Annotated in this window: 18 protein-coding genes; 9 read left to right on the top strand and 9 right to left on the bottom strand. The window is 57.5% G+C overall.

Annotated features, from left to right (window positions below):
* Positions 1-10: 10 nt before the first annotated feature.
* The 6 genes from accD to EA20_RS0101770 all read right to left on the bottom strand — a co-directional run bounded on the left by accD (position 11) and on the right by EA20_RS0101770 (position 5634).
* On the bottom strand, positions 11-922 hold the full coding sequence (gene accD, locus EA20_RS0101740) for an acetyl-CoA carboxylase, carboxyltransferase subunit beta (RefSeq protein WP_024965194.1): 912 nt from the start codon (positions 920-922) through the stop codon (positions 11-13).
* A gap of 150 nt (positions 923-1072) precedes the next feature.
* Positions 1073-1735: a DedA family protein gene (locus tag EA20_RS0101750; protein WP_024965195.1), complete on the bottom strand. Its 663-nt coding sequence runs from the start codon at positions 1733-1735 to the stop codon at positions 1073-1075.
* A 28-nt stretch (positions 1736-1763) separates the two neighbouring features.
* Entirely contained in the window at positions 1764-2582 is an 819-nt protein-coding gene (gene truA, locus EA20_RS0101755) for a tRNA pseudouridine(38-40) synthase TruA (protein WP_024965196.1), read from the bottom strand.
* On the bottom strand, positions 2582-3592 hold the full coding sequence (locus tag EA20_RS0101760; RefSeq protein WP_024965197.1) for an aspartate-semialdehyde dehydrogenase: 1011 nt from the start codon (positions 3590-3592) through the stop codon (positions 2582-2584). The genes truA and EA20_RS0101760 overlap by 1 nt, the downstream gene beginning before the upstream one ends.
* Positions 3593-3633: 41 nt before the next feature.
* The gene (pdxB, locus tag EA20_RS0101765) at positions 3634-4770 is read right to left on the bottom strand and encodes a 4-phosphoerythronate dehydrogenase PdxB (RefSeq protein ID WP_024965198.1); all 1137 of its coding nucleotides are present in this window, start codon (positions 4768-4770) and stop codon (positions 3634-3636) included.
* Between the two features lie 78 nt (positions 4771-4848).
* Positions 4849-5634, bottom strand: coding sequence for a helix-turn-helix domain-containing protein (locus EA20_RS0101770; protein ID WP_024965199.1), 786 nt, complete (start codon positions 5632-5634; stop codon positions 4849-4851).
* A 101-nt stretch (positions 5635-5735) separates the two neighbouring features.
* Between EA20_RS0101770 and EA20_RS0101775 the strand changes: the two genes are divergently transcribed.
* Entirely contained in the window at positions 5736-6647 is a 912-nt protein-coding gene (locus EA20_RS0101775; protein ID WP_024965200.1) for a DMT family transporter, read from the top strand.
* Here the strand turns inward: EA20_RS0101775 and EA20_RS0101780 are convergent.
* Together EA20_RS0101780 and tctD are read right to left on the bottom strand one after the other, a co-directional pair.
* Positions 6604-8010: a sensor histidine kinase gene (locus tag EA20_RS0101780; RefSeq protein ID WP_024965201.1), complete on the bottom strand. Its 1407-nt coding sequence runs from the start codon at positions 8008-8010 to the stop codon at positions 6604-6606. The two genes, EA20_RS0101775 and EA20_RS0101780, sit on opposite strands and share 44 nt — an antisense overlap.
* Entirely contained in the window at positions 8007-8672 is a 666-nt protein-coding gene (gene tctD, locus EA20_RS0101785; protein ID WP_024965202.1) for a transcriptional regulator TctD, read from the bottom strand. The genes EA20_RS0101780 and tctD overlap by 4 nt, the downstream gene beginning before the upstream one ends.
* 118 nt (positions 8673-8790) lie before the next feature.
* Between tctD and EA20_RS0101790 the strand changes: the two genes are divergently transcribed.
* The 4 genes from EA20_RS0101790 to flk all read left to right on the top strand — a co-directional run bounded on the left by EA20_RS0101790 (position 8791) and on the right by flk (position 13088).
* A complete protein-coding gene (locus EA20_RS0101790) occupies positions 8791-9774 on the top strand; it encodes a tripartite tricarboxylate transporter substrate binding protein (protein ID WP_024965203.1) in 984 nt (327 codons plus the stop codon).
* 12 nt (positions 9775-9786) lie between these two features.
* A complete protein-coding gene (locus EA20_RS0101795) occupies positions 9787-10218 on the top strand; it encodes a tripartite tricarboxylate transporter TctB family protein (RefSeq protein WP_024965204.1) in 432 nt (143 codons plus the stop codon).
* An 11-nt stretch (positions 10219-10229) separates the two neighbouring features.
* Positions 10230-11735, top strand: coding sequence for a tripartite tricarboxylate transporter permease (locus tag EA20_RS0101800; protein WP_024965205.1), 1506 nt, complete (start codon positions 10230-10232; stop codon positions 11733-11735).
* A 315-nt stretch (positions 11736-12050) separates the two neighbouring features.
* On the top strand, positions 12051-13088 hold the full coding sequence (flk, locus tag EA20_RS0101805) for a flagella biosynthesis regulator Flk (RefSeq protein ID WP_024965206.1): 1038 nt from the start codon (positions 12051-12053) through the stop codon (positions 13086-13088).
* Positions 13089-13094: 6 nt separating this feature from the next.
* On the opposite strand, the gene EA20_RS0101810 is transcribed toward flk, so the two are convergent.
* Complete coding sequence (locus EA20_RS0101810; protein WP_024965207.1) at positions 13095-13547, bottom strand: rhodanese-like domain-containing protein; 453 nt, start codon at positions 13545-13547, stop codon at positions 13095-13097.
* A gap of 88 nt (positions 13548-13635) precedes the next feature.
* Between EA20_RS0101810 and EA20_RS0101815 the strand changes: the two genes are divergently transcribed.
* From EA20_RS0101815 to EA20_RS0101830, 4 genes are all read left to right on the top strand, one after another.
* Positions 13636-15069, top strand: a complete 1434-nt coding sequence (locus EA20_RS0101815) for a PLP-dependent aminotransferase family protein (RefSeq protein WP_024965208.1) — start codon at positions 13636-13638, stop codon at positions 15067-15069.
* A 714-nt stretch (positions 15070-15783) separates the two neighbouring features.
* The gene (locus EA20_RS0101820) at positions 15784-16770 is read left to right on the top strand and encodes an autoinducer 2 ABC transporter substrate-binding protein (protein WP_024965209.1); all 987 of its coding nucleotides are present in this window, start codon (positions 15784-15786) and stop codon (positions 16768-16770) included.
* Positions 16771-16849: 79 nt separating this feature from the next.
* A complete protein-coding gene (locus tag EA20_RS0101825) occupies positions 16850-18343 on the top strand; it encodes a sugar ABC transporter ATP-binding protein (protein WP_024965210.1) in 1494 nt (497 codons plus the stop codon).
* Positions 18336-19322 (top strand): ABC transporter permease, encoded by a 987-nt coding sequence (locus EA20_RS0101830; protein ID WP_024965211.1) that lies wholly within the window; start codon positions 18336-18338, stop codon positions 19320-19322. The genes EA20_RS0101825 and EA20_RS0101830 overlap by 8 nt, the downstream gene beginning before the upstream one ends.
* Position 19323 lies beyond the last annotated feature (1 nt).

The raw sequence follows: 19323 nt of genomic DNA on the forward strand, positions 1-19323 counted from the left end.
CGATCATCAGTCAGGCCTCATGGCTCTGGGAAGGGTCCTCAACGGTCTCGTTCAGGATCTCTTCCTGCGGCGCAGGCAGATTCATCATCTTCGACAGAATGCTGGCCAGCTTGAAGCGCATGACCGGACGGCGCACGATCATATCGATGGCACCTTTTTCGATCAGAAATTCGCTGCGCTGGAAGCCCGGTGGCAGCTTCTCACGCACGGTCTGCTCAATCACGCGCGGGCCGGCAAAACCGATCAGCGCTTTGGGTTCAGCAATATTCAGGTCGCCCAGCATCGCGAAACTCGCCGAGACGCCGCCCATGGTCGGGTCAGTCAGCACGGAGATATAGGGCAGACCGCGTTCCTGCATCTTGGCCAGGGCCGCGCTGGTCTTCGCCATCTGCATCAGCGACTGCAGCGCTTCCTGCATACGGGCGCCGCCGGAGGCGGAAAAGCAGATCATCGGACAGTTGTCTTCCAGCGCCTGCTCAACGGCGCGAACGAAACGCGCGCCTACCACAGAGCCCATCGAGCCGCCCATAAAAGCGAATTCAAAGGCTGCCGCCACGACAGGCATGCCGTGCAGCGTGCCTTTCATCACAATCAGCGCATCTTTCTCGCCGGTCTCTTTCTGTGCGGCGACCAGACGATCTTTATACTTTTTGGAATCCCGGAATTTGAGCAGATCTTTTGGCTCCAGCTCGCTGCCCAGTTCAACCATCGAACCTTCGTCCAGCAAGCTGTGCAGGCGATCGCGCCCGTGCATGCGCATGTGGTGATCGCATTTCGGGCAGACTTCCAGATTACGCTCCAGCTCGGCGCGGTACAGGACCTGACCACAGCTGTCACACTTGGTCCAGACCCCTTCCGGAATGCTGGCTTTGCGCGATGGGGTAATTGTGCTCTTATTGAGAATTCGTTCAATCCAGCTCATTGATGACCTTTCTGTTTGAACCTGGTGAAACCAGTTTTTCTTTTTCCGCGCCGCCTGCAGCGGCACGGACCATAAATGTCGCTCATTAAACCATAACCGCCCGGGACTTTGGATAAAAATCTGGTGGCCGGTCGCCAGTTCAGTGAGGTTTTATTGTATTTTCTGCCGCTTCGCCGCACGCCGGTGGCGCAGAACTTCTATCACCCCAGGCAGCACTGACACCAGGATTATCCCTACGATCAGGTAGTGAAGATTTTCCTGGATCGCCGGCAGATTACCAAAGAAATAACCGGCGTAGGAAAACAGCAGCACCCAAATCAGCGCACCCGTCACGTTATAGAAGGCGAAGTGGCGATAGGACATTTTGCCCATCCCGGCGACAAACGGCGCAAAAGTGCGGACGATTGGCACGAAACGCGCAAGAATAATCGTTTTCCCACCGTGACGCTCGTAAAATTGGTGGGTTTTCTCAAGATAGCTGCGGCGGAAGATTTTGGAATCGGGATTACTGAACAGCTTATCGCCAAACAGCCGGCCGATGGTGTAGTTCACCGCATCGCCGATGATGGCGGCGATACACAATAACACCACCATCACATGCACGTTCAGCGCACTATCCGGGATCGCTGCCAGCGCGCCCGCGACAAACAGCAGGGAGTCACCCGGCAGGAAAGGCGTGACCACCAGACCCGTTTCACAAAACAAGATAAGGAACAGAATGGCATAAATCCAGACGCCGTACTGCGCAACCATTGCCTGTAAATGAACATCAATGTGCAGGATAAAATCGATCACGGTGTGAATCATTTCCATACTTCTTTCCTTCGTACTTCAGCCAGGATTAATCCCCGAGGAATAGCGGTCCCATCGGTGGACGTGGTAAGTCATAGTGTTCAGGATAATCTACCGCCACCAGATAAAGCCCTTCGGCCCTCGCGGTCGCGGCAGCCAGCGTGCGATCTTTTGCCGCCAGCAGTTCAGCCATCCAGCCCTCCGGCTTATTCCCACAGCCTATTTCCATCAGGCTGCCCACAATATTTCGCACCATATGGTGCACAAAAGCATTCGCCTTTATATCCACGACGACATAAGCGCCGAAACGACCTACCTCAAGGTGCATGACATTACGCCACGGCGTACGCGACTGACACTGCACCGCACGAAAAGAGGTAAAGTCATTTTCACCCAGCAGACACTGCCCGGCACGCTGCATTTTTTCCGCATCCAGAGGATGGTAAAAATGCGTGACGCCACCGTGCAGGATCGCCGGACGCAGACGACGGTTATAGATCACATAACGGTAGCGTCGCGCCGTTGCGCTGAAGCGGGCGTGAAAGTCCTGTGCCACCGGTTTGACCCAGCGCACGGCGATATCGTCCGGCAGATTAGCATTGACCCCGAGCGTCCAGGCCGCCTCCTTGCGCACAGAGGTGGTTTCAAAATGCACCACCTGCCCCGTACCGTGTACGCCCGCATCCGTCCGGCCAGCGCAAAAGACAACAACCGGATGGTTTGCGACCTTCGACAGCGCTTTTTCCAGCTTTTCCTGGACACTGCGCACTTCCTGCTGGCGCTGCCAGCCATAATAACGGCTGCCATCATATTCAATGCCGAGCGCCAGTTTCGTTACCGGCTGCTCAGGCAAATCTGTGGCTGACATCAGTAAAAATACTCCTGCACCAGCTTCTCAGCCGTTTTTACCGCCATCAGCGCGCCGCCGTAACGGACGTTATCGGCCACTGACCAGAACTGAAGCAGTTCAGGAATACCGTAATCGTTACGCAGGCAGCCCAGGCTGAGATGCGCGCTGCCGGAAGCGTCGCCCACCTGAGTCGGATAATCATCTTCTTCTGACAGGACGATATCTTCCGCCTGCTGCAAGGCTTCACGCGCTTCTTCCGCAGACATCGGACGCAGGTTCTCAATGTGAACAATTTGCGCATTACCGTAAAACACCGGCGACTGCACGGTGGAGACGGCAATCGGCAGACCTTCATCCTGCAAAACCTTGCGTACCTGATCCACCAGACGGCGCTCCTGCACGACGCTACCCTCAGCATCCGGCAGCAGCGGCAACATGTTGAACGCGAGTTGGCGGGCAAAAAAGGTCTCTTCCGGCGGTAATCCATTCAGCAGACGGGCACTTTCGCCCGCCAGCGAATCCACGGCGGCTTTTCCATGGGAAGAAGCGGCGATCAGGCTGGTCACCTGTAAGCGGCCCAGACCTGCGTGTTCGACAAGCGGTTTGATCGCGCTGAGAAGTTGGCTGGTTACGCTGTCCGCCACGCTGATGATATTGCGGTTGCGGTAGTCGCTTAGCACCTGTGGGTTAACGTCCGGCACCACCAGCGGCACATCCGGCTCCAGCGCAAACAGATCGCTGGAATCGATGACCAGACAGCCCGCATTAGCGGCCTCTTCGGCGTAGCGCGCAGAGGCGTCGCGGCCCGCCACAAAAAAGGCCAGCTGAACCTGCGTCCAGTCGAACTCACTGGCGTCGGTCACCAGATGTGAATGATGATTAAAACGCAGGGTTTCACCCGCGCTGCGTTCGCTCGCCAGCAAATGCAGCTCACCAACCGGGAACTGGCGTTCAGCCAGTAACTCCAGTACAGCTCCCCCTACGGCGCCTGTCGCGCCCAGTAGCGCAATGTTCCAGCCGTCAGACATGTTGGTTTACTCCAGAAAAAAAGAAAGCGACCAGCCCTTCATTAAGATGCCGGATGAAAAGTTGCGTTGAAGCCCAGCTTCAACAGCAGCGCGGAGGCCTGCTCAGAATCACACTGCACAAGCAGGGAAGACCATTCGCGACGCTCAAGATAATTTTTGCGCAGGCGGTCAAATTCGCCCGGAATCGCCGCCGCTTTGCGCAGCAGCGCATCGTCGCGGCGCACATCATACACCAGATGCACCAGTCTTTTTAGCGTTGGCTGATCCAACTCGCCGTGCAGCGTGATCCGGCCAAATTCCGGCGCGGGCAGCAGCGTGTCGAGCGCGATCTGCTGCGGCTGACCGAGAAAGCGGGTCCAGGCTTCAAACACCTGGGTCGTACCACGCGCTTTGCCTTCCAGCGTATAGCCTGCGATGTGCGCTGTCGCGATATCGACCTTCTCAAGCAGCGGCAGAGACAAGTCCGGCTCCGGCTCCCACACATCCAGTACCACGCTCAGATCCTGGCGCTGGCCCAGGACCTTCAGCAGCGCGGCGTTATCGACCACCGGGCCACGACAGGCGTTGATCAGGATGGTGCCCGGTTTCAGCGCCATCAGCAGCGCCTCATCCGCCAGATGCAGCGTTTTGTATTCGCCCTGCTTAAAGAGCGGCGTGTGGAAAGTCAGAATGTCCGCTTCCGCCACCAGGCTGGCCAGCGGCAGGAAATCGCCCTCATCACCACGATCGGCGCGGGGCGGATCGCACAGTAACGTGCGGATGCCCAGCGCTTCCAGACGCGCCTGCAATCTGCTGCCCACATTTCCCACGCCAATAATACCGACTGTGCGCTCTTTCAGGGCAAATCCATCACGCTCCGCCAGCAGCAAAAGCGATGAGAAAACGTACTCCACCACCGCAATGGCATTGCAGCCGGGGGCGGCAGAAAAACCGATCCCCTGCGCTTTCAGAAAATCCTCATCGATATGATCGGTCCCGGCGGTGGCAGTACCGACAAATTTCACCGGTTTTCCTGTAAGAAGCGCCGCGTTCACGTGGGTGACGGATCGCACCATCAGCCCATCCGCCTCGTCCAGCTCCGCTTGCGGAATGGGGCGGCCGGGCACCGCCACCACAGTCCCGGTGCGGCTGAACAGCTCGCGGGCGTAGGGCATATTTTCATCAACAAGGATTTTCATAACTCAGTTCCTGTCTGATCACAGTGAGGGGGCGTATTCTGCCATAAACCCGCCAGAGGGATAAGCCTCGTGATGCCCTCACCGGGCCAGGGAGCGCTGGCGGTAACGCTCCGGCGTGGTGCCCGACTGCTGCTGAAACATCGCGATCAGTGCCGAGGCGGAACTGTAGCCAAGTTCCAGCGCCACCTCCTGCACCGGCTTTCCCTGTTCCAGCAGAGAGATCGCATGTAAAAAACGCAGGCGCTGCCGCCATTCGCTGAACGCCATCCCCAGCTCACTGCGGCAGCGTCGGGACAAAGTGCGTTCGGTGGTGTAGACGTGCCGCGCCCACTCGGCAAGGGAGCGGTTGTCGGCAGGATCCTGTTCCAGTGCTTCCAGTACCGGTGCCAGATATTTATCCCGGGAGGTCGGCAAGTAGCTTTGCTGCACCTCCGCCAGGCGAAGCTGATCGAGCAGAACTTCACACAGCCGCCAGTCGGCAGCGGATAAGGGATGCAGCAGCATACGATCCGCGCACTCTTCGATAATCGCCTGCACGATTGGGCTGACTTTCAGCAGACAGGCCCGTTCCGGCAATCCCTGACAGAGCGACGCGGCAATATTCAGCGTATGAAAATGCGCCTGCTGATGGTTATAGCTGGCGTGCTCAACTTGCGGCGGGATCCAGATAGGCATCGCCGTTGGCGTCAGCAGCCGTTCCCCGGCAACCTGCATATGCAGTACATTACAGCGCACAAAAATGACCTGGCCCCAGGCGTGTGTATGAGGCAGGTATTCGGTACGGGCATTGGCCTGCTCATAGCGAAAGAAGAAACGCAGGTCGTTCGCGTCGTAAGGCGAAGAGTAGGTTTTTTGCTCAAACATAACCTGTCCGGTCTCTTTCCGATATTGTCGGGTTATCGTTATCTGTCTGAAAGTAGACAAGCGTACACTACCGGCATCATTAATCAACGCTGAGTCACCGTATGAATTCTCTGTTTCCCCTGCTGGCCGTCCTGATCTGGTCAGTCAACGCCATTGTCAGCAAAATCTCGGCTGGCGCTATCGATCCGGCGGCGATCTCTTTTTACCGCTGGCTGCTGGCGCTGCTCACCCTGACCCCCTTTGTGCTGCCCGGCGTCTGGCACAATCGCCGGCAAATCCGGAAATCCTGGTGGCAGTTGCTGATCCTGGGCCTGCTGGGAATGGTGCTTTATCAGAGTCTGGCCTACTACGCGGCGCACAGCGTCACCGCGCTGTTTATGGGCATTCTTAACGCGCTAATCCCGCTGCTGACGGTATTGCTCGGTATCCTGGTGCTGCGTATGGCGCCGACGGTTGGCGTGGTGGCAGGTAGCCTGCTCTCATTCTGCGGCCTGACCTGGCTGGTCAGCCAGGGCAATCCCCAGCAGCTGCTGGCGCACGGGCTGGGTAAAGGAGAATTGATGATGCTGGCTGCGTCCACTTCTTATGCGCTTTATGGCGTGCTCACGAAACGCTGGGCGCTTCCCCTGCCCAACTGGCAGAGCCTTTACGTGCAGGTGGTTTTTGGCGTCATTTTGCTGACCCCGAACTTTCTTATGGCGAAGGACGTTTCGCTTAACCTGAACAATCTGCCTTTGGTGTTGTTCGCTGGCATTCCCGCCTCCATTATTGCGCCCTACCTCTGGATTCAGGGTGTGATGCGGCTGGGTGCCAATACGGCCTCCATCTTTATGAACCTTGCGCCAATTTTTACCGCGATCATCGCGGTACTGTTTCTGCATGAAGCGTTACAGAGCTATCACTATATTGGCGGCGGCGTGACGCTGCTTGGGGTAATTCTGGCGCAGCAACTGCGTACGCCGCTGCGCTTCAGCCGCGCGTCTCGGTCTCTGAAAGAGGATACCGGGACGTAAAGGCGACGCGCACCATCAGCCCGTGCAGCGTCGGACTGTCATGCAGTTCCGCCTGGGTGCCGTGCCACTGGGCGATATCCCTGACCAGCGCCAGCCCCAGCCCCGCCCCGGCGGTGCCTGCGCCGTCCAGCCGGTTAAAGGGCTGCATCGCCTGCTGACGATCGGCGGTGGCGATGCCCGGTCCGCTGTCCTCCACCCTTAAAACGCCTTCGCGCACGCTGACGGTGACAGTACCGCCAGCGGGCGTGTATTTGATGGCGTTATCGATCAGATTGGCGCACAGCTCGCTGAGCAGTTTCCCGTCGCCTTTCACCTGTGCGCTTTCCTCGCCTTCATAGCCCAGATCGATCTGTTTTGTCCGGGCCTGAGCATAGAGCGAGAGGCAGGACTCGCGAGCCAGTGCAGCCAGATCAACCAGCTGTGGCGCTTCATGTGGCAGCATGGCGCGCAGCCGTGAGAGATGCAGTAGCCTGTCGGTCAGGAGGATCATATCCTCCACGGTGGTGCGCATCGCCACCAGACTTTCCCGCCAGTGTTCAGGCTGGTCGCTTTTCAGTGCCACCGCCACCTGGGTTTTCAGCACGGTCAGCGGCGTGCGCAACTGGTGGGAGGCGTCCGCGCTGAAGCGCTGCTGACGCGCGATCATGGCATTGAGTCGTTCAATATAGCGGTTAACCGCCAGCATCAGCGGCTGCATCTCATACCAGGGCAGCACCATCGGCAGCGGCGTTAAATCCGCCGGATCGCGTTTCAGCATCAGTCGTGAGAGCTGGCGCAGGGGGCGCAAGATCTTCCGCAACATCCCGCTGGCCAGCAACAGCGTGATCAGCACCAGCCCGCCCTGGCTCAGCAGCGCGGTATGCAGCAACTGTCTGGCAAAGGCTTCCCGCGAGGTCAGGGTTTCAGCCACCAGAATAAGCGCCATGCCCTCCACGTTCTCTTCGTTCACCGGTTGCCAGAGCGCGGCAACCCGGATAGGCAGCTTGTTGTAAGTCGCATCGTAAAAATGCACCAGCGCCGGATAGAGTTTCGACCGTGGCGCATTGTCCGGTATGGACGGCAGATCGTCATAGCCGGACAGGGTTTTTCCTTCGGGCGAAAGCACCTGATAAAAAAGGCGATCGTTCATATTGCGCTCAAAGCTGTCCAGCACCACCCAGGGAACATCGACCTCAAGCTTTCCGTGGCTGACGCGCAGCCGCTCCGCCACGATCCGGGCTGAGGCGAGTAATGAACGATCGTAAGCCTGGGTGGCGGCATGAAGCGCGCTGGCGTAGTGCGTATAGACGGAAAGTCCCCATAACAGCGCCAGCGGCAGCCCCAGCCAGAGCAGCAGCTGGCGGCGCAGCAGAACGCGTTTCAAGAAAGACACTCCAGGCTGTAGCCGAGGCCGCGCAGCGTGACGATAGAGACGTTACTGCCCAGCAGTTTTTTGCGGACGCGATGAATATAGAGCTCGATACTTTCCGGACTGGCCTCGTCTGCCAGGGTAAATGTCTGCTCATAAAGCTGCTGGCGGGATACTGGTCGGCCACGACGCTGCATGAGCGTGGAAAGAACGCTCGCTTCACGCGGCGTTAGCGGCAGCGGCTTTTGCTGGAGTTCAAAATAGCCTTCGTCATGAAAAATCAGCTCGCCAAAAGCCTGTATCCCCTGCGACTGCCCCTGGCTACGCCTGAGCAGCGCCCGGATCCTCGCTTCAAGTTCTTCCAGTTCGAAGGGCTTGGAGAGGTAATCATCCGCCCCGAGGTTAAGCCCACGGACCCGGTCGGCGACCTCCGTTCGGGCGGTCAGCAGCAGAACCGGTACGCCCTGGCCTCGCTTACGTATTCTGGCCAGCAGCGCCAGTCCATCCAGCCTGGGTAAGGAGATATCCAGCAGCACCAGCCCATACTGCTCCGTTTGCAAAACCTGATCCGCCGCCAGGCCATCCGCTATCCAGTCCACGGCAAAGCCCGCCTGGGTCAGCGCTTTTTGCAACCAGCAGGCCAAATCAGCCGTATCTTCTACCAGTAAGAGACGCATATCACATCCTGTCACTTTATCCGTGAGGTGAAAGGTAAATGAAAGCTTTATGTTTTAACAATTTCATAACCCCCATATTACGGGGAGGTTCACACTCTGGAAGAAAATAACGGAGCAAATGATGAAAACAATCACCCGTACCGCGCTGGCAAGCCTGTTGCTGGCCCTGATTTCTCACCCGGCTGTGGCCGTTGAAGCGCCCTCCCGCACGGAATGTATCGCGCCGGCGAAACCCGGCGGCGGCTTCGACTTAACCTGCAAACTGCTGCAGGTCTCGCTTCAGGAAACGAAGCAGATCGACTCCCCGATGCGCGTCACCTATATGCCGGGCGGCGTGGGCGCGGTCGCCTATAACGCCATCGTGGCACAGCGTCCGGCTGAAGCGGGCACCGTTGTCGCCTTCTCTGGCGGTTCACTGCTTAACCTTTCTCAGGGCAAGTTTGGCCGCTACTCCGTGGATGACGTGAGGTGGCTGGCCGCCGTCGGCACTGACTACGGCATGATCGCCGTGCGTGCGGATTCGCCTTACAAAAACCTGAAAGAGCTGATGGCGGCGATGAAAGAGGATCCCAATAAGGTGGTGGTCGGCGCTGGCGCCTCTATCGGCAGCCAGGACTGGATGAAAACGGCTCTGCTGGCGCGGGAAGCTGAAATCGATCCGCGCAAGATGCGCTACGTCGCGTTTGAGGGCGGCGGTGAACCGGTTACCGCGCTGCTCGGCAACCATATTCAGGTGGTATCAGGCGATATGAGTGAGATGGTGCCGCATCTGCAGGGCGGCAAAATTCGCGTGCTGGCCGTTATGGCTCCGAAACGTCTTGAAGGCGTACTGAGCGAAGTTCCCACCGCGAAGGAACAGGGCTTTGATATTGAATGGCCTGTTATTCGTGGCTTCTACCTTGGCCCCAAAGTTACCGACGCGGAATATCAGTGGTGGGAAGATGCGTTTAAAAAGCTGGTTGCCACCGAGGATTTCAAACGTCAGCGCGATCTTCGCGGCCTGTTTGAATTCAATATGTTCGGCAAAGAGCTGGATACCTACGTGAAAAAGCAGGTAGTGGATTACCGCGAAAAAGCGAAATCTTTCGGTCTGGCTAAATAAGAGGAGCGCGCCATGAGCGATCGTATTTTTGCAGCCGTCTGGCTCGGGCTTTGCGTGGCCGGGATGGTTATCGGCTGGGGGATCCAGAGCGATTACAGCTATGAGCCGGTCGGGCCGAGACCCTTTCCGATGATCATTCTCGGCCTGATGGCGTTATGCGCGCTCTGCCTGCTGCTGCGTAAACCGGACAGCATCCACTGGCCGACCCGCAATACGCTCTGGCGCCTGCTGGCTCTGATCGTCATTCTTTTCGCCTACGGTGTCCTGTTCGAGAGCCTCGGCTTTCCACTGGCCACGATTTTACTGACCTTCGGCGTCGGTATGCTGTTCGGCGCACGCTGGTGGGCGGCGGCAATCTCTGGCGTGATTATGGGCGTGGCGCTGTTTTACGCCTTTGACCGCCTGCTTGAAGTGACTTTACCACTCGGCCGCTGGCTGAGCTAACGGAGAACATCATGGAAACCTGGTCGTTTCTGATGCAGGGGTTTGCGGTCGCGTTGACGCCAACCAACCTGATGATTGCCCTGATCGGCTGCTTTATCGGCACCATTGTCGGCCTGCTGCCGGGGCTGGGGCCGATTAACGGCGTGGCGATTCTGATGCCGCTCGCCTTTGCTTTACATCTGCCTGCGGAATCTGCGCTGATTTTGCTGGCAACCGTCTATATCGGCTGCGAGTATGGCGGCCGTATCTCCTCAATACTGCTTAACGTACCGGGCGATGCGGGTGCCATTATGACGGCGCTGGACGGCTATCCGATGGCGCAAAAAGGCCAGGCGGGCGTGGCGCTTTCCATCTCTGCGGTCAGCTCGTTTATCGGCTCTACCATCGCGATTCTCGGCATCATTCTGTTCGCCCCTATTCTGGCGAACTGGTCACTGGCCTTTGGGCCGGCGGAATATTTCGCGCTGATGGTCTTCGCCATTGCCTGTCTGGGCAGCATGATGAGCCAGAACCCGTTGAAATCTTTCCTCGCCGCGCTGATTGGGCTTGGCATGGCGACGGTCGGCGTGGATGCCAATACCGGCGTTTACCGCTTCACCTTTGACAGCGTCCATCTGTCAGACGGCATTCAGTTCGTGGTAGTGGTGATTGGTCTTTTCTCGGTCAGTGAAATCCTGCTGATGCTGGAATCGACCCGCAGCGGACAGAAAGCGGTGCGGGCCAGCGGACGCATGATGTTTAACCTGAAAGAAGCGGCCATGTGTACTGGCGCCACTTTCCGCAGCGCCTTTATCGGCTTCTTCGTCGGTATTCTGCCGGGCGCTGGTGCCACCATTGCCAGCGCAATCGCCTATATGAGCGAGAAAAAAATCAGCGGCGGCGAAACCTTCGGTAAAGGCGATATTCGCGGCGTGGCCGCGCCGGAAGCGGCTAACAATGCCTCCGCCTGCGGTTCATTTATCCCTATGCTGACGCTCGGTATTCCCGGCTCCGGGACAACGGCGGTGATGGTGGGCGCGCTGACGCTCTACAACATTACGCCAGGCCCGGCCATGTTTACTGAACAACCGGATATCGTCTGGGGACTGATTGCTGCGCTACTGATCGGCAACGTTATGTTGCTGATCATGAATATCCCGATGATCAATATCTTCGCCAGAATGCTGACCATTCCGCTCTGGTTTCTGGTACCGACCATCGCGGCTATCTCCGCCGTCGGCGTCTATGCGGTACACAGCACAACCTTCGATCTGCTGCTGATGGTCGGGCTTGGCGTCTTCGGTTATATCCTGCGCAAGATGGAGTTTCCTATGTCGCCACTGATCCTGGGCTTCGTGCTGGGAGAAATGCTTGAGCAAAACCTTCGCCGTGCCCTTTCCATCAGTAACGGCAACCTGCCAATTTTGTGGGAAAGTCCAATCAGTAAGGTGTTACTGCTCCTGGCGGTCGCCATTCTGGTGGTGCCGTTTATCTGGAAACGCTGCCAGCGCAGGCCGGTTCCTACTGTCGCCGATTAAAAAGTTACAGGCCTGGCAGTCGCAGGACGCTGCCAGGCCGGTTTCGGCTCTGCAAGCTAAAATCCAGCCAGACTCTATCTGACCCGGCATCTTCAGCCAAAGGTTATGGAAGACGCTCCCCGCAATGCGGTTTTTGCATGCTCACTTTATTAACAGACGCAGGTCGGGTTTCCCGGCCTCGCACTTTTTGAACGCATAAAATAATTCCCCCACCAGCCCCGCCGCCACTACCTATCGCAGGGCGGGATTGTTATCATAGAGAATCATCTTAGTTCCGGCGGCCCCGGATTTGCCCTTTTGTTAAGGATCTTTGCCATGCAACCTCTCAGTGGCCCCGGCACGCCTCTCCCCGGCGATCGTCCTACGGTTGATTTGCCGCCCGGCGTCGCCCGCTCCGCACCGGGCGATCAGCCGCTGACGCCAGCACAGCGCACCACGCTTGAAAGGCTGATTGTTAAAATCATGTCGCTGAGCAATCTGAAAGCACCGGAGCTATGGGCGGGGCTTCGCCACGAGGTGGGTGTCAAAAATGATGCTGGCCTGCTTTCCCGCCACTATCCGGCCGCCGAGCAGTTCCTTAACAGCCGCCTGACACAGGTGCAGAATTCCCACGCCACACGCCAGCTTTTTCAACAGCTTAGCGACCTGCTGCCGGCGGGTAATAATCGTCAGGCGGTCAGTGACTTTATTCGTCAGCAGTTTGGGCATACGGTGCTCAGCTCCCTGAATCCCGACCAGATGCGTCAGGTGCTGACGATGCTGCAAAACGGACAGATGGCCATTCCTCAGCCTCAGCAGAACCGTATCACCGATCGTACCCTGCTGCCTGCGGAACATCATACGCTTAACCAGCAGATCGCCCGGCTGGCCGCCACCACCGGCGAGCAGCCGGTTAAACTCTGGTCCGTGGTGCTGAAAGTGGTAAATCTGCACAGCGGCGATCCGATCCCCTCTCGCTTTTTCCCGCTGCTGACTCAGTATCTCCAGGTCAGCCAGACGCTTAACCAGCATCCTGCACCGACGCTGCCCCTGCTGCTCTCATCGCTGAAAGTACCGCCGGATCATGCCGAACAGCAGATGCTGGAGGAAGCCAGCCAGCAGCGCTTCCAGCTGCCGCCGCAGGCTCCGCTGACCTCGGCACAGGCGCAGGATCTGCTCAATCTGCTGTTTGCCCGCCGTGCCGAAAGAGTCCGGGAGCTACCGCTGGCGGCAAGCGAGATCAATCCTCATCCGATCGCCGCCCCGCTGTTTGGCTACGTCCCGCAGGTGCTACAGCCAATCGTCAACCGTCCAGCCTTTACCGTGTTTGCGGTGGTGGTGCTGGTGATTTTCCTGCTGTGGATTTTCCTCTGAGCGCGGTCAGCAACCGCACCCGGCTAATGCAGAAACGGGCGGCCACTCACCTTGCGCGTCACCCTGCGTGACCGGATGATGGTCGCGTAGCCAGAAGTCCAGCCCGCCAATCAACTCCTTAACGCGAAAGCCAGCGGCAGCCAGTTTCCAGGCGCCTTTGGTCGAGCCGTTGCAGCCAATGCCATCGCAGTAGGTGATATAGACTTTATCGCTCGCCAGGACGCTGAGCGTTTCTGTGTTCATGGTCCGGTGCGGGAAGCTGACCGCGCCGCAGATATGCCCGGCCTGGTACTGCGCCACCGAACGCGTATCAATCACCACGATTTCGGTAATCCCGTTCGCCAGATCCTGGGCCACGTCCCAGGCATCTGCATAATGGGCCAGCTTATCGCGCAGCAGGGCTTCACTTTGCGGCGCGCTGTGGGGAGGAAACTGTAAGACGGCAGATGAGATAGTCATAAATACTCCTTCAGGTTGTCAGTGTCGCCATAATAAGGTTAACTGGCCTTAGCGATAAGACCCATTTAAGAGTATTGATAAGACCACTATGTCACCTGTCGCAGCCCCGATCATTGCTTTATTTACTTCTCTGCAGGCCCAGACGCTACGGGAAAAACTCTGCGTCACGCTGCGCCAGCTTATCGGCAGCGGCGCGCTACGGATGGGCGAGCGTCTGCCTTCATCCCGACTGATGGCCGCTGACCTCAGCCTGTCACGGGTGACGGTTGAGGCAGCCTATGCCCAGCTTGAAAGCGAAGGCTATCTGATAAGAAAAAGCGGCAAAGGCACTTTTGTCGCCATTTCGCTGCCGGAGCCGCCGCGCACCAGAAAGCCGCACTCCTCCGTGGAGATTCCGCTCTCAGCCAGAGGAAAGCAGATTGTCGCAACGGGTGGCTGCCGCGATCCGCTTTTTCCACAGGCTTTTGCCTCCGGTTCGCCCGATCTCCGGGCCTTTCCTCACGATATCTGGCGGCGGCTGACCGCTCAGCGACTGCGGCATTACTCTGAAGCGCTGATGCGCTATGGCGATCCCCAGGGATTGCCTGCGCTCCGCGAAGCGGTGGCTGGCTATCTGGCGCAGTCCCGCGGCGTCCAGTGCAGCGCGGAACAAGTGATGATTCTGACCAGCTCCCAGCAGGCGTTGCAGATGATCGCGCTGCTTTTGTGCGATGACAACGATGAGGTCTGGATGGAGGAGCCGGGATATCCCGGTGCCCGTAATGCTTTTATCAGCGCTGGCGCCGCGCTGAAAAGTATCGCTATCGACGGTGAGGGCGCTATTCTGCCCGATGCTCCGCCGCCCAGGCTGGCTTATCTGACACCTTCACATCAGTATCCTGTCGGCGTGACAATGAGCCTCCAGCGCCGCTTAGCCTGGCTGGACTATGCCCGCCGCCGGGCTTGCTGGCTGATTGAAGACGATTACGACAGCGAGTTTTACTACGATCTCCAGCCGATGCCCGCCATGCAGGGGCTGGATAAAAGTGGGCGCACGCTCTATCTGGGCACCTTCTCTAAAGTGCTCTTTCCCTCACTCCGGCTGGCTTACCTGGTCGTTCCCCCGTCGCTGGTGGCACCGCTCTGTCAGTTACGCAGCATGATGGATGGGCACAGCGCACAATTGATGCAGGCCGTGACGGCAGATTTTATCAATAACGGCTATTTTCAGGCTCACCTGCGGCTGATGCGTAAACTGTACGCCAGCCGACGCGAGCTGTTACTGGCTGAACTGACAACCAAGTTAGGTGAGCACGTCGTCCCTTTCGGCCAGGGAAGCGGACTACAGCTGACAGTGACGCTGCCAAAAGGCGGTGAGCAACGGCTGACTGAAGAAGCCCGTGCAGCCGGACTGATTTTACCCCGCCTCTCGCCGCTTTATGCCGGAAAGCCGCAGCATGAAGGCTGGCTTCTGGGGTTCTCCTCCCTGCAGCGTACGGAGATCGTGCAGGCAGTGAGTAAGCTGGCGCGCCTTGGCTACTGAGCCTGTACATCTTCCAAGCTGACCCGCAATTCTCATGAAAAGCGTTTCGCCCTGCGTATGCTCCCCGAATGTTTCAGCCGATGATTAAACTTAACGTTTAAGTGAAAAGTCCGGGAGTGCAGCAGGCAAAGCCGCGTTTTGCAGCATCATTTATCATCGCATTAACCGCCTGCTACCTGCGCCAGTTCCGATTTGTGAGACGTTGTCCCGACGACGGAAAATAATTCCTCAAACGGACAGATCGCTTCCTATGGGTTCAGGAAGACGGTCGTGTAACTTAATAACGAAAATGGATTTCAGCAAACCGTCCTCCTCCGCTGCCCGGTAACGAAAGTTAAAAGGATGCAGTTCACCTTTTCGACAACAAAATCACCGCTTTTGGCGTCCCCGCACCGCGCAACTGGCCGGACAAATCCACGTGCACGCTAGTTGTTACATTAATGTTATCAAAAAGGCCTTTTTTTAACACACTCACCTCAAATCATGGCGTAAACTTCCGCCTAATGGGTCAAATTAAACAAATTATTAACCTAATATACCACTTAAGTTAACATTTATAATCACAAGTCACATTTCATTAACCTGACAGCTTCCGGTAAGCCGGCCGCTTGCTATCTTGCCTCTGTGGCTCCGGCCATGTGCTCTCAGACCCGAACAGCCGACACCAGCGGGTAACACTGCGGACTTCCCGCACCTGATAATAAAGGTATTGCTATGAAATTTAACCTCGCATTACTGAATGCATGTGTGGTTTCTGCATGCATGGTCTTTACGACACCTTCTTTTGCGGCAGAAAAACATGATATCGCCGTTGTGGCGAAAGTGACCGGCATCCCCTGGTTCACTCGTATGGAGGTTGGCGTGAAAGAGGCGGCAACCAAACTTGACGTTAACGCTTATCAGGTCGGCGGTTCCACGCCCGATCCGGCTCAGCAGGTTAAAGTCATTGAGGACCTGATCGCCAAAAAAGTAGATGCAATCATCGTGGTTCCCAATGATGCGAAGGTGCTGGAGCCTGTACTCAAAAAAGCGCGCGATCGGGGCATCGTGGTGCTGACGCATGAATCACCCGATCAGCCTGTCGGCCAGTGGGATGTGGAAACCATCGACAGCCAGAAATATGCCGAAAAAAATATGGATGAGCTCGCCGCGGCGATGGGCGGCAAAGGCGGTTACGCGATTTATGTCGGCTCCCTGACCGTTCCGTTGCATAACGCCTGGGCAGATGCCGCAATCGCCTGGCAGAAAAAGAAATACCCCGATATGCACGAGGTGACCTCCCGCCTGCCGGTCGCTGAAAGCATTGATAAATCCTACGCCACCACGCTCGATCTGATGCGTACCTGGCCTGACCTGAAGGGCATTATTGGCTTCGGCTCGCTGGGCCCGATTGGTGCCGGACAGGCGGTGAAAAGTAAAAGAGCGAAGAACAAGATCGCCGTCGTCGGCATCGCCATGCCTGCCCAGGCAGCGCCTTATCTCGCCAGTGGCGATATCAAAAAAGTGCTGCTGTGGGATCCAAAAGATGCGGGCTTCGCCCTGGTAAGTCTCGCCGACCAGCTTCTCGACGGCAAAGAGGTTGACAGCGACCTGACCATTGAAGGGCTGGGCAAAGCCGATGTGGATATGGAGAACCATGTGATCCGCTTTAACCGGATTCTGGAAGTGACCAACGATAACGCCAAAACGCTCGGCTTCTGATGACCTGAACAAAGGCTACGCCGCAGGCTGAACGGCCTGCCTGCGGTCTGCGGCAACGCCACTTCTGAGGAGCGAACGCATGTCACAACCTTTTCTCTCGCTTGAGCATATCAGCAAATCCTTTCCGGGCGTGCTGGCGCTGGACGACATCAACCTGATGTTAAATAAAGGAGAAGTACACTGTCTGGCCGGTCAGAATGGCTGCGGCAAAAGCACGCTGATTAAGGTGATTTCCGGCGTCTATCAGCCTGATAAGGGCGCGCATATTGGTATTCACGGCAAGCTTTTCCCCCACCTTTCGCCCTCGCTTTCAGCATTTTACGGCATACAGGTGATCTACCAGGATCTCTCTTTGTTCCCTAATCTGACCGTGGCGGAAAATATAGCGGTGCACCGCTATCTGCCCGGCGGCGGCTTCTGGGTCAGACGCAGCAAGATGCGTGAGCTGGCTGTCAGCACCATGCAGCGCATCGGCGTGGCGATCGATCCCGATCGTAAGGTGGAAAAACTGTCAATCGCTGACCGGCAGCTGGTCGCGATCTGCCGGGCGCTGGCTGCCGATGCCAGCCTGGTGATCATGGATGAGCCAACCGCCTCACTGACCAGAAACGAGGTCAACGGACTACTGCGGGTGGTCAGCGAGCTGAAAGCGGCCGGTATCTGCGTGGTCTTTGTCAGCCATAAGCTGGATGAAGTGATGGAAGTGGCCGATCGCATCAGCGTGATACGCGACGGCAAGCTGGTCGGTACCTGGCCCGCCAGCGAACTGAACAGCGACGAGCTCGCGTTCCTGATGACCGGGCAGCGTTTTGCCTTCAGTCATCTTCCCCACCGCGCCGACAGTAGCGAAACACCGCTGCTGGAGATCAAAAATCTGACGCGCAAAGGGGAATATCAGTCGGTAAATCTCAGCCTGCGTGGTGGTGAGATCGTTTCTGTCGTCGGCTTGCTGGGCGCGGGCCGTACCGAACTCTGTCTGTCGCTGTTCGGCATGACCCAACCCGACAGCGGCGAGATTCGGATTGCGGGCAAACCGGTTACGCTACGCAGCAACCGTGATGCGATACGTCACGGTATCGCCTACGTTTCTGAAGATCGGCAGACGCACGGATTAATTATGGCGCAGCCCATTTTTGACAACCTGCTGGTGCCGGTATTTAACCGCCTGCATAACCGCTTTGGTCTGCTCGATCGCCACAAAGCCCGCCATCAGGTCGCGACGCTGATTCGTCAACTGAATATCAAAGTCTCAGACAGTCAGCTTCCCGTGCAGACGCTCTCCGGCGGCAATGCCCAGCGCGTGGCGATTGGTAAATGGGTCGCCACGCAGCCACGGGTGCTGATACTGGATTCGCCCACCGTTGGGGTCGATATCGCTAATAAAGAGGGGATTTACCGTATTGCCCGCGATCTGGCCGATTCTGGCATGGCGGTGCTGATGATTTGCGATGAGATCCCCGAAGCCTGGTACAACAGCCACCGCGTGCTGGTGATGCGTAAAGGCGAACTGGTGGCCAGCTTTGCGCCACATCAGTGCCGGGAAGAAGAAATTGCAGAGGTGGTGAATGAATAAGAAATTACGTCATCTGACTGGCCATCACGAATTCTGGCTCGGCATGCTGCTCCTGCTGCTGGGGCTCGGGCTGAGCCTGCGTACCGGTGAATTTCTGACGCTGGGCAATCTGACCGATGTCGCCACCAGCTACGCTATCCTGGGCATTCTCGCCTGCGGGCTGTTTGTGGTGCTGATTGCGGGCGGTATCGATATCTCCTTTCCGGCAATGACGGCGATTGCGCAATATGTGATGGCCAGCGTCATGCTGGCGCACGGCGGCAGCTTCCTGATGGTGTTCGCCGTCGCGATGGGCTGCGGTCTGGCGCTCGGACTGATCAACGGTGCGCTGGTTTACTTCCTACGGGTACCCGCCATTATTATCACCATCGCCACGCTGAACCTGTTTTATGGTCTGCTGGTCTGGCTGACCAACGGCACCTGGCTATACGGTTTTCCCGACTGGTTTATGACCGGCGTGAACGGGTTCTCTTTCACCGCCGCGGACGGCTACGAATATGGCCTGACGCTGCCCCTTCTCAGCCTGCTGGCAGTATTTATCTTTACCGGCGTAATGATGCGTTACACCCGGCTGGGCAGGCAGATTTACGCCATGGGCGGCAACCGGGAATCCGCGTCACGGCTGGGCATGAATCTCCTGAGGCTGCACTTTTATGTCTATGGCTATATGGGCCTGCTGGCGGGCGTGGCCGCGGTTGTACAGGCGCAGACCACCCAGTCCGTTGCGCCAAACTCGCTGGTGGGCTACGAGCTGACCGTGCTGGCGGCCGTGGTACTGGGCGGCACCAGTATGACCGGCGGACGCGGATCGCTGCTGGGTACGCTGCTGGGCGTGCTGCTGCTGGCATTTCTGCAAAACGGCCTGACGCTGATGGCGATTTCGTCTTACTGGCATACGGTGTTGAGCGGGTTGATCATTCTGGCCGGCGTCAGCGCCACCGCGTGGAATGAAAAACGTAAACTGGTAAAGGGGATATAGC

This window comes from Pantoea sp. IMH (assembly GCF_000599885.1).
GTDB lineage: Bacteria > Pseudomonadota > Gammaproteobacteria > Enterobacterales > Enterobacteriaceae > Erwinia.

What these genes read in the sequence shown, in the direction of transcription:
- EA20_RS0101795 (WP_024965204.1), top strand. Translation starts at nt 9,787, where the DNA reads ATGAGCGATCGTATTTTTGCAGCCGTCTGGCTCGGGCTTTGCGTGGCC.
- EA20_RS0101815 (WP_024965208.1), top strand. Translation starts at nt 13,636, where the DNA reads ATGTCACCTGTCGCAGCCCCGATCATTGCTTTATTTACTTCTCTGCAG.
- tctD (WP_024965202.1), bottom strand. Translation starts at nt 8,672, where the DNA reads ATGCGTCTCTTACTGGTAGAAGATACGGCTGATTTGGCCTGCTGGTTG.
- EA20_RS0101800 (WP_024965205.1), top strand. Translation starts at nt 10,230, where the DNA reads ATGGAAACCTGGTCGTTTCTGATGCAGGGGTTTGCGGTCGCGTTGACG.
- EA20_RS0101760 (WP_024965197.1), bottom strand. Translation starts at nt 3,592, where the DNA reads ATGTCTGACGGCTGGAACATTGCGCTACTGGGCGCGACAGGCGCCGTA.
- EA20_RS0101775 (WP_024965200.1), top strand. Translation starts at nt 5,736, where the DNA reads ATGAATTCTCTGTTTCCCCTGCTGGCCGTCCTGATCTGGTCAGTCAAC.
- EA20_RS0101790 (WP_024965203.1), top strand. Translation starts at nt 8,791, where the DNA reads ATGATGAAAACAATCACCCGTACCGCGCTGGCAAGCCTGTTGCTGGCC.
- accD (WP_024965194.1), bottom strand. Translation starts at nt 922, where the DNA reads ATGAGCTGGATTGAACGAATTCTCAATAAGAGCACAATTACCCCATCG.
- EA20_RS0101810 (WP_024965207.1), bottom strand. Translation starts at nt 13,547, where the DNA reads ATGACTATCTCATCTGCCGTCTTACAGTTTCCTCCCCACAGCGCGCCG.
- EA20_RS0101820 (WP_024965209.1), top strand. Translation starts at nt 15,784, where the DNA reads ATGAAATTTAACCTCGCATTACTGAATGCATGTGTGGTTTCTGCATGC.
- pdxB (WP_024965198.1), bottom strand. Translation starts at nt 4,770, where the DNA reads ATGAAAATCCTTGTTGATGAAAATATGCCCTACGCCCGCGAGCTGTTC.
- EA20_RS0101770 (WP_024965199.1), bottom strand. Translation starts at nt 5,634, where the DNA reads ATGTTTGAGCAAAAAACCTACTCTTCGCCTTACGACGCGAACGACCTG.
- EA20_RS0101825 (WP_024965210.1), top strand. Translation starts at nt 16,850, where the DNA reads ATGTCACAACCTTTTCTCTCGCTTGAGCATATCAGCAAATCCTTTCCG.
- EA20_RS0101830 (WP_024965211.1), top strand. Translation starts at nt 18,336, where the DNA reads ATGAATAAGAAATTACGTCATCTGACTGGCCATCACGAATTCTGGCTC.
- EA20_RS0101750 (WP_024965195.1), bottom strand. Translation starts at nt 1,735, where the DNA reads ATGGAAATGATTCACACCGTGATCGATTTTATCCTGCACATTGATGTT.
- truA (WP_024965196.1), bottom strand. Translation starts at nt 2,582, where the DNA reads ATGTCAGCCACAGATTTGCCTGAGCAGCCGGTAACGAAACTGGCGCTC.
- flk (WP_024965206.1), top strand. Translation starts at nt 12,051, where the DNA reads ATGCAACCTCTCAGTGGCCCCGGCACGCCTCTCCCCGGCGATCGTCCT.